Source organism: Streptomyces soli (genome assembly GCF_003999195.1).
Taxonomy (GTDB): Bacteria; Actinomycetota; Actinomycetes; order Streptomycetales; family Streptomycetaceae; genus Actinacidiphila; species Actinacidiphila soli.
The window spans coordinates 1-8,030 of record NZ_RJVR01000389.1; the positions used below are offsets into that span (position 1 = coordinate 1).

9 protein-coding genes are annotated in these 8,030 nt (G+C 69.6%); 4 read left to right on the forward strand and 5 right to left on the reverse strand.

Annotated elements, in window-relative coordinates; genetic code table 11:
* Positions 1-190 precede the first annotated feature (190 nt).
* Together EFK10_RS46030 and EFK10_RS46035 are read right to left on the reverse strand one after the other, a co-directional pair.
* Entirely contained in the window at positions 191-724 is a 534-nt protein-coding gene (locus EFK10_RS46030) for an IS3 family transposase (RefSeq protein ID WP_164836485.1), read from the reverse strand.
* Positions 721-1,017, reverse strand: a complete 297-nt coding sequence (locus EFK10_RS46035; protein WP_127361579.1) for a transposase — start codon at positions 1,015-1,017, stop codon at positions 721-723. Before EFK10_RS46035 ends, EFK10_RS46030 begins: the two co-directional genes overlap by 4 nt.
* An 84-nt stretch (positions 1,018-1,101) precedes the next feature.
* On the opposite strand from EFK10_RS46035, the gene EFK10_RS46040 reads away from it, so the two are divergent.
* Complete coding sequence (locus EFK10_RS46040; protein ID WP_127361580.1) at positions 1,102-2,100, forward strand: hypothetical protein; 999 nt, start codon at positions 1,102-1,104, stop codon at positions 2,098-2,100.
* Between the two features lie 98 nt (positions 2,101-2,198).
* Here the strand turns inward: EFK10_RS46040 and EFK10_RS46045 are convergent, their stop codons facing one another.
* Both EFK10_RS46045 and EFK10_RS46050 read right to left on the reverse strand, forming a co-directional pair.
* On the reverse strand, positions 2,199-2,540 hold the full coding sequence (locus EFK10_RS46045; protein WP_407647279.1) for a PIN domain-containing protein: 342 nt from the start codon (positions 2,538-2,540) through the stop codon (positions 2,199-2,201).
* 35 nt (positions 2,541-2,575) lie between these two features.
* Positions 2,576-2,833 (reverse strand): Arc family DNA-binding protein, encoded by a 258-nt coding sequence (locus EFK10_RS46050; protein WP_127361581.1) that lies wholly within the window; start codon positions 2,831-2,833, stop codon positions 2,576-2,578.
* 540 nt (positions 2,834-3,373) lie between these two features.
* Here EFK10_RS46050 and EFK10_RS52475 point away from each other — a divergent pair.
* Both EFK10_RS52475 and EFK10_RS46055 read left to right on the forward strand, forming a co-directional pair.
* Positions 3,374-3,505 carry a hypothetical protein gene (locus tag EFK10_RS52475; RefSeq protein WP_265737614.1) on the forward strand — a complete coding sequence of 44 codons (132 nt, stop codon included), beginning with the start codon at positions 3,374-3,376 and terminating at the stop codon, positions 3,503-3,505.
* A 161-nt stretch (positions 3,506-3,666) separates the two neighbouring features.
* Positions 3,667-4,032 carry a hypothetical protein gene (locus EFK10_RS46055; protein ID WP_127361582.1) on the forward strand — a complete coding sequence of 122 codons (366 nt, stop codon included), beginning with the start codon at positions 3,667-3,669 and terminating at the stop codon, positions 4,030-4,032.
* A 326-nt stretch (positions 4,033-4,358) separates the two neighbouring features.
* On the opposite strand, the gene EFK10_RS46060 is transcribed toward EFK10_RS46055, so the two are convergent.
* Positions 4,359-5,702, reverse strand: coding sequence for an endonuclease domain-containing protein (locus EFK10_RS46060; RefSeq protein WP_127361583.1), 1,344 nt, complete (start codon positions 5,700-5,702; stop codon positions 4,359-4,361).
* A 222-nt stretch (positions 5,703-5,924) separates the two neighbouring features.
* Between EFK10_RS46060 and EFK10_RS46065 the strand changes: the two genes are divergently transcribed.
* Positions 5,925-7,577 carry an IS1182 family transposase gene (locus EFK10_RS46065; protein WP_265737615.1) on the forward strand — a complete coding sequence of 551 codons (1,653 nt, stop codon included), beginning with the start codon at positions 5,925-5,927 and terminating at the stop codon, positions 7,575-7,577.
* Positions 7,578-8,030 lie beyond the last annotated feature (453 nt).

Below are 8,030 nucleotides of genomic sequence, written 5' to 3' on the forward strand. Positions count from 1 at the left end.
GAAGCGGCGGACGGCCGGCTCGATTCGCCGCCCTTGCCCTTCCTTGCGCCACAACATCCTCCTCGAGAGAGATGTTGCGACGACCAGTTGAATCCGCCCTCGCTTCCCCGGTCCGAGTGGAATCACGCCGTCGACCTGGCCGCCGCGCGTCGCGGCTGCCATCGTCAGGGACGCGCTGACCAGTGCGGCGTCATGGTGGGCGCCTATCGCGTAGCCCAGCAGGCGGCGCGAGAACAGGGTCCAGGACGGTGGCCAGGTACAGCTTGCTCTCACCGGTCTCGATCTCGGTCATGTCGCCGACCCACAGCACATCGGGTGCGACGGCGTCGAACTTGCGATGTACCAGGTCAGGGGATGCGCGGCGCTTGCCCTGCCGGGTCAGCGACCGACGCTTGCGTGGCGGCTTGCGACCTTGCAGACCCAGGTCCGCCATGATCTCGGCCACGGTGTTCACCGAGACCTGCCAGCCCTCGGCCCACAGGTCCAACGTGATCCTCGGCGAACCGTAGGTCTCACCTGAAGAGCGGAAGAAATGCGTGATCCTTTCCTCCAACTGTGTTCTCCTGACCTCGCGTTTCGTGGGGTCGGTCGGACGGCGGCGCCACTTGTAGAACCACGCCTCGGACACGCCCAGCGCGCGGCAGGTGACGGTGTGCGGGATGCCGTGCTCGGTCCTCTGGTTACCGATGAAGGCGACAACCGCCTCCGGCTCGTTCTCGGTCACTTCACCCAGAGGACTATGCATCGCTTGAAGACATCACGCTCCATCTCAAGCTCCTTGATCCTCTTGGCCTGAGCAGCTTGCTCCTGCCTCAGCCGGAACAACTCCTCGCGCTCGGGGACGCTCAACGTCCCGTCTCCGCCCGCCCTCTTGGCCCGCGACACCCAGCTGGCCAGCGTCGTTTCGTTGATCCCCAGATCCTTCGCGACCTGCGCGATCGGCCGGCCGGTCTCGGCCACGATCCGCACAGCCCCCTCACGGAACTCCGCGTCGAACTTCCGCCTCTTGTCTGCCACTACTACCAACTTCCCCTGCAGTCACGGCCTCCACGCTACGAGGGGAATGTCATCAACGGCATCCCCGCCACCGGGGTCACCGCGGTGACGCTCAACCTGACCGGCGTCAACGCCTCCACCAGCACCGTGGTCACCGCCTACCCCGACGGCACCACCCGGCCGACCGCCTCCAACCTGAACCTGGTCCCCGGCCACACCACGCCGAACCTGGTCACCGTGCCGGTCGCCGCCGACGGCTACATCGACTTGTACAACCACTCGGGCAGTGTCGACCTGGTGGGTGACGTCGAGGGCTACTACAGCACCACCGCCGCGGTCGCCTCGGGCGGGACGGGCTTCGTCCAGGTGAGCGGCCCGACCCGGGCGCTGGACACCCGCAATGGGACCGGCACCGTCAAGGGCAAGGCCGGCCCGGGCGGGCTGGTCACGCTAACCCTGCCGACCGGCAGCTACAACAACGCCTCCGCGGTTCTGCTGAACGTCACCGAGACCGATGCCACCGCCTCCAGCTGGGTCGGCCTGGAGCCGAGCTCCGGCGATGTCCCCACCAGCTCCGTACTGGACTTCACGGCCGGACAGACCAGCGCCAACCTGGTCGTCGCGCCGGTCAGCCACGGTCAGGTCCAGTTCTACAATCGCTCCGGCAGCGTCGACCTGATCGCTGACGTCGAAGGCTATGTGGTCTCCGACCCGACGACGTCCCAGGGAGCCCTGGGCTCGCCCTACTTCCCGGTCACGCCGACCCGGGTGCTGGACACCCGCAACGGTACGGGCGCGCCCCCGGGCGCCCTTGGCGCCAAGTCCAAACTCAGCGTCAAGGTGGCCGGGCGCGGTGGCATCCCGGCCGGGGCGAAGGCGGTGCTGGTGAACCTGACCGGCGTCAAGCCCACCACCAGCACCTGGCTGTCGGTCTACGCCGACGGATCAGCCCTGCCCGGCAGCTCCACCCTGAACCTCGCCGTCGGCGCCACCCGTGCCAACCTGGCCCTGGTGCCGGTCGGTTCGGACGGATCAATCGACATCTACAACAACAGCGGCACCATCAGCGTGGTCGCCGATATCGAGGGCTACTACATCGGCTGAGCCAGGCTCCGACACAGGGCCAGGACCGCCCCGGCAGGATGGCCGGGCGGTCCCGCGCTTGTCGGGAGCGGGCCTGAGGCCCGGGTCGGCTGACCGCTTCAGTTGGTAAGGTCCAAGATCCTGACCGGTTGTCCCTTCCACTGGCCGGGGTCGGCGGTGGCGACGACCGCGCCGTCCGGGCGTTCGGGGGTGGGCAAGGCCGCGTGGCGGGTGTGGGCGGTAGCCCAGGTGGTCTCGCGTGCCACGGCCAACGCAGCGGACAGGTCGAGGTCGACCACGGTGATCGAGGGCAGAGCCGCGATGTGCTCGGCGGTGCCTGGGCGGGCGCGGTCAGCTTCGACCAGGGCGCAGGCCGGGGCGTAGAGGTACCAGCCGGGTTCGGCGTGGGCGCGGTGGATAAGGCGGGAGACCAGGCGGTTGCCGCGGCCGGCGGCGACCATGGCCGTGTCGTCGAGGACGACGTGCAGGGCTGTGGTCACCGGGCGGCTGCCTGGTGGAGGCGGCGGTCGAGTTCGGCGTCCAGGTCGTCCTGCTCGGCGTCGGTGGGGTCGTAGCCGCTCCACTTCCGCAGCGCCGCGCGGGCCCGCTCGGCGCGTTCCGCGCGCTCGGCCGGGGTCAGCAGGCTGTCGGCGAGACGGGCCAGGTAAGCGCGCAGCGACAGCCCCTCGGCGGCCGCGATCTCGGACAGCCGGTCCCGGGCTTCGGCCGGGATACGGACATTGGCGTCAGGCATGGTCAGGGTCCTTTCACTCACCCCGGCAGTATACGGGTACGGGTACGTACCCATATACCGACGCGAGTTTGCATCGGTCTTTCGTGCAGGTCCGTGCGGCGACGCACTTTCCTTCCTGGTGTCCGCGGGGCGGTATCCGGGCTGGTCAAGGACGGTAGGGGGAACCAATGCCGTGTCCGGCTGACGGAGTTGGCGCCGGGACCTGGGGCACTGCCACCATCGCAGGCGCAGGCGCAGCCGGGTGGCCACCCCTAACCGCCGCACGGCGCCGCCTTACTTCGACTGGGCGTTCGGCCCCCGAGGTAAGGAGAGACCTCTGATGAGCAAGCACCTCCCCAACGCGTGTGTGACCGGCGCGCGGGCCCGGAACCGGCTGGGCGCGCCCCCGAGGTCGCGGTGATCGTGATCGTGGCGCAGGGGCCCGGGCGCACCAGGGGCGAGCTGGGATCGGCGTAGACGCCCCAACACCCGCAGGGATCGGCGGCCTGGGGGTTGCTGGGGGTCTCGGCAGCTTCGGGACCTTTGACCCCAGGCGGGGTCGTGGTCGTGCACGGGCAGGTCGGGGCAGATCTGGCGGAGTGTCTCGGGGTGATGGCCGCCCAGGAGGCCCCGGACGAGGCGCAGGCCGAGGACGACGCCGACGCGCCGCAGGAGAGCGCACAGCAGGAGTAGCAGCCCCAGGGCGGGGGCCGCACGACCGGCCCCCGCCCTTCCCTCCTTCGCGACCGGCACCCGCACCCAGCGCGCGGCGCAGAGCGCCGCGCCCGAGAGACCCGCCGGAAGGGGTTGGCCCCCGCCGGCACCCAGACCACACCCGCGCCCCAGGAGGCACCATGAAGGACACCCGCGTCACGCTCAACGGGGAACAGATCTACGACGCCCGGTTGGACCCGACCAACCGTTGGAACGGTTGGGTCTCACCGCAGTTCACGCTGGAGACCGTGCGGCAGCTGGCCGCCGACACCCAGGCCGACGCCGCCACGTACGGACACGACGCAGTCGACACGATCCACGTCATTGAAGGCGGTACGGACGACGAGGGCGAGCCCCGCGTGATCGTGCTGCACATCCGGTGGCAGTACCACCACGACAGCCCGGAGGGCGGAGCGAACATCGTGCCCCGCAGCCCCGACGGCTGGTACTCCATCGGCGGTTGGGAATGGACCTGGTACATGGTCGACGAGGACGACGCCGCATAGCGACAGCGGGGGCGCGCCCCGCGAACAGCAGCGGAGGGCCGGACGCGTACCCGCGTCCGGCCCTCCAGCGTCTGTGTGGCGGTCCGGCGGCTGTCCGCCGAAGCGGGCCGCTTGCGCGGTTGGCCCAACCGCCGGACCTTCCCAAACCACAAACCCAGCGAGGACACCGAGAACGGTTCCACGCAGGAGCTGTGACCTGTTTCCAGCATAACGGCCAGCCATGATCGGGGACTCTGCTGCGTATTTCGCTGGGGCGTGCGGGGTGACCGTGTCGGGGGCCAGCAGCTGCGAGGTGACGGTGGGGTGTCAGGTCTCCCGGTGCCCGCTCAAAATAGTTCTAGGTCCTCGCCGCTGGTGTCCGCGATGACTGGCCGGAACTGGGCAGGGAGACCGTCCAGGCGGTCAGGACCGGCCGCAGCGGCCACGGCAGGGGCCGTCTCGGCCAACCAGGCACGAAACCGCTCGGCGGCTTCGCGGTAGGGGACTCGCGCCAGGACACGGTGCTCGCCGGAGGGGCAGAAGTCGACGGCGACAGTGAGCAGGCAGGAACGGGGCGCGTTCTGACTGCCCGTCCAGGACACGCGCAGGACACCGCAGGGCTTGCGCCCGCGGGGGGCGCGGTGGGTCGGGCGTAGCGATCGGCAGGCTATGTGGGCGGTCCATGCGGCGAGGTGCGGCAGGGGCAGGGTGGTGCGTGCGCGGCAGCCGGGGCAGCGGTGCCAGTGGCGGAGCCAGTCGTCGGTGTCGGTGTGGAAGAGGCCTGTGTAGCGGTTCGCCACGCGGATGTCGTTGCTGTACAGGTGGTCGGGGCGTTCCTGTGTGTTGCAGGACTGGCAGACGGGGGCGCGGACGTAGCCGTGTTCGTGGCAGTGGTCGAGCACGGTGGCGGGCGCAGTGCGGCAGACGGCGCACGCCCACCCGGCCACCCTGCGGGAGGTACCGGGCTTCCTGCTGAGTACCGAGTACAGCTGGCCTTCCAGCTCTTTGTTGTACGGGCGCAGTGAGGCGGTGGGGCCCTCGGGGCTCGTCGTCTGCCGACCGCCGGCGTCTCGGGCCTGCCGGGGGTGGGAGGGCGGCTCGGTGACGGCTGCGCTTGCCTGGCGGGTCCGCGCGGCTTGCACCCACTGCGTTTCGGCGTGCTCGGCCGCGTCCAGCAGCCTGACCACAGCGCGCGGCAGCCACCACGTGCGCTGCGTCCCGTCGCGGGTCTGCTCCACGAGTATCTGTCGCCAGTCGATCCCCGCCAGTTGGTACGGCCGGCCGACTTCACGTCGTGCTGCCCGCTCGGGGCCGCCCAGCTCCTGCAGTTCCTCCGTGATGCGCTGGCGCCAACGCAGCGGCGTTTCCTCGTTGCACTCCTGCCTCGGCGCCCCACGAAACGGACCGATGCGGACCAGGTCCTGCCGACCCATCCCCACCGCGTTCAGTTCCGCGGCCGCCCGGCGCACCTCAACCTCCGGAACACTCCACTGACAGCCGCTCGCCCTCACCGTCGCCACCACATGGCCGCCGAGCAGGACGTACCCCACCCGGGCACGGGCAGGAGAGCAGGTGAATGCCCCAGAAGCCGTCGGCACAGCACTGTCGGCCGTCAAATCGACCCACAGAGCGTCCGCGGCACCCAGGGTGATCAGGCCGTCCGTGCGACCGGGCATGACACGCTCTGACATACCGACAGGCTAACGGCCTGCAACGCGGCAACGGGTCCAAGCGCCTCGGTCAGCCGGGCCGCCGCCCGCAACTCCTTAGCTTGACTCTGTCGGGGATCTTGAGATTCTTCGGTGCGAGGGCTTGGTCAGACGGCATGCTCGGGACGGTTCGAGGTCCAGTACGTAGCGAGGTGCTCTGTGTCCGTCCGTCCCCGTTCTGGTGAGCAGGTTCCGTCCCTGACCGTGCAGGTCGCGCGAGCGAGCAATCCAGGTGGCACGACGGCGATGTGGGTGCGTGACCGGCTCGACGGGCTGTGGCGGGACGAGGACTTCCAGGCCTGGTACCCGCGCGATGGCCGGCCCGGGTTATCACCCGCCCAGTTGGCCACCGTCAGCGTGCTGCAGTTCCTGTACAACCTCTCGGACCGGCAGGCTGCCGAGGCCGTGCGCTGCCGGATCGACTTCAAGTACGCCCTCGCGCTGCCCCTCGATGATCCCGGCTTCCACCACAGCGTGCTGTCCGACTTCCGCGACCGGCTCGCCGAAGGCAGCCGCGCCGACCTCCTGCTGGACCTCGCGCTGGAACGCCTGCGGGAGGCCGGACTGATCAAGGAACGGGGGCGCCAGCGCACCGATTCCACCCACATCCTGGCAGCCGTGCGGGACCTTACCCGCCTGGAGCTGGTGACCGAGGCCATGCGCGCGGCCCTGGAGGAGCTCGCCCGCACCGCACCGCAGGAACTCGCCGCACTGGTCACCGAGGAATGGGGCAAGCGCTACGGCCGCCCGGTGCGACTGGGCAAGAACCCGACGCACCCCAAGACCCGAATCAACAACACCGGAGCCGACGCGCACCTGCTGCTGACGCACCTTCACCAGCGCCAGCCCGCCTTCCGCACAGGGCCGCAGGTCCAGGCCCTACGGGAGGTCTTCGCGCAGAACTACCTGATCGACGAGCGCGGCAGGATCCGCTGGCGCACCCCCGAGGACGGCGGCCTGCCGCCCTCCGCGACCGCGATCGTCTCGCCCTACGACCCTCAGGCCCGCTACAGCCGACGCGGGTACGCGACCCGCTGGACCGGGTACCTGACGCACATTACCGAGACCTGCGACGACGACGGCATCAACGTGGTCACCGATGTGGCGACCACCGAGGCCACGGTCTCCGACGCCCGTGCCCTGCCCGGGATCCACCGCCGGCTGACACGCCGCCGCCTGCTGCCCGCCGAGCACCTGATCGACAGCGGCTACACCACACTCGTCCACCAGGAACACGCCGCGCGTGAGCACCAGGTCGACCTGGTCGGACCGGCCCGCGCCAACCCCACCCGCCAGCACCGCGACCAGGAAGGCTTCGGCCGGGACGACTTCCTCATCGACTTCGAGCAACGACAGGTGACCTGTCCGCAGGGCCAGACCAGCCGTGCCTGGTACGGCCCGTATCCGACGTCCTCACCCCAAGCGGCACCGCTCATCGTGGTCAAGTTCGCCAAGAGCCAGTGCGGACCGTGCCCGGCCCGAACGCGGTGTACCAGCTCCCGCGCCGCGTCCCGCAGCGTGGGCTTCCCCCCGAAGAACCTGCTCGACCTGCAGAGGCGTACCCGCGCCGAGCAGGACGACCCCGACCGCCGCCAGATCTACGCCGTCAGATCCGGCATCGAGGGCACGATCAACGAGTTCGCCCACGGCCACCAGATGCGACGATGCCGCTACCGCGGCCTGGGCAAGACCCACGTCCAGCACGTCCTCACCGCCATCGCCGTCAACGTCGAACGACTCTGCGACCAGCTTCCGCCGAACGAACCGCGCCCTCCCCGGCCGCCGACCGCATTCCAGGCGCATCTGGACCAGCAGGGGATACCCCGACCTCGGTCCTGGCGATTCGTCGGCGGATGAGGCCGAACTCCTCAAGATCCCCGACAGAGTCAAGCTTAGAAGCCGTTTCTCAACCGATCTTGGAACGTGCAGGTCGAACAGGGTTCCTGGTCGGGTGATCTTTCGGCGGTGCGGGCATGAAGGCAGGGCCTCTAGGTAGCTCGGAGATGCGAATCGAACCGAGCAACACCGGGAGGCCCTGTTGTCCTTGTTGTACGCGCCCACGCCTGCCCAGTTCAACTCGTCCGTCGTGTCGTGCGATTGCCTCGCGCACGTGTACGGGAACGCGGCTGATCATCCGGATCGGGTACGCCGGTATCCCTCGGACATGACGGACGCGGAGTGGGCGGCGGTGCGCCCGTTGATGCCGGTGCCGGCCCAACGTCGCTTGATTAGGCGACTGGGGTCATCTGTAGGCGCCGGAGTGATGGTCGCCCAGGTGTCGTGAGGTGAAGGAGTTCCGGGGCGCACGGT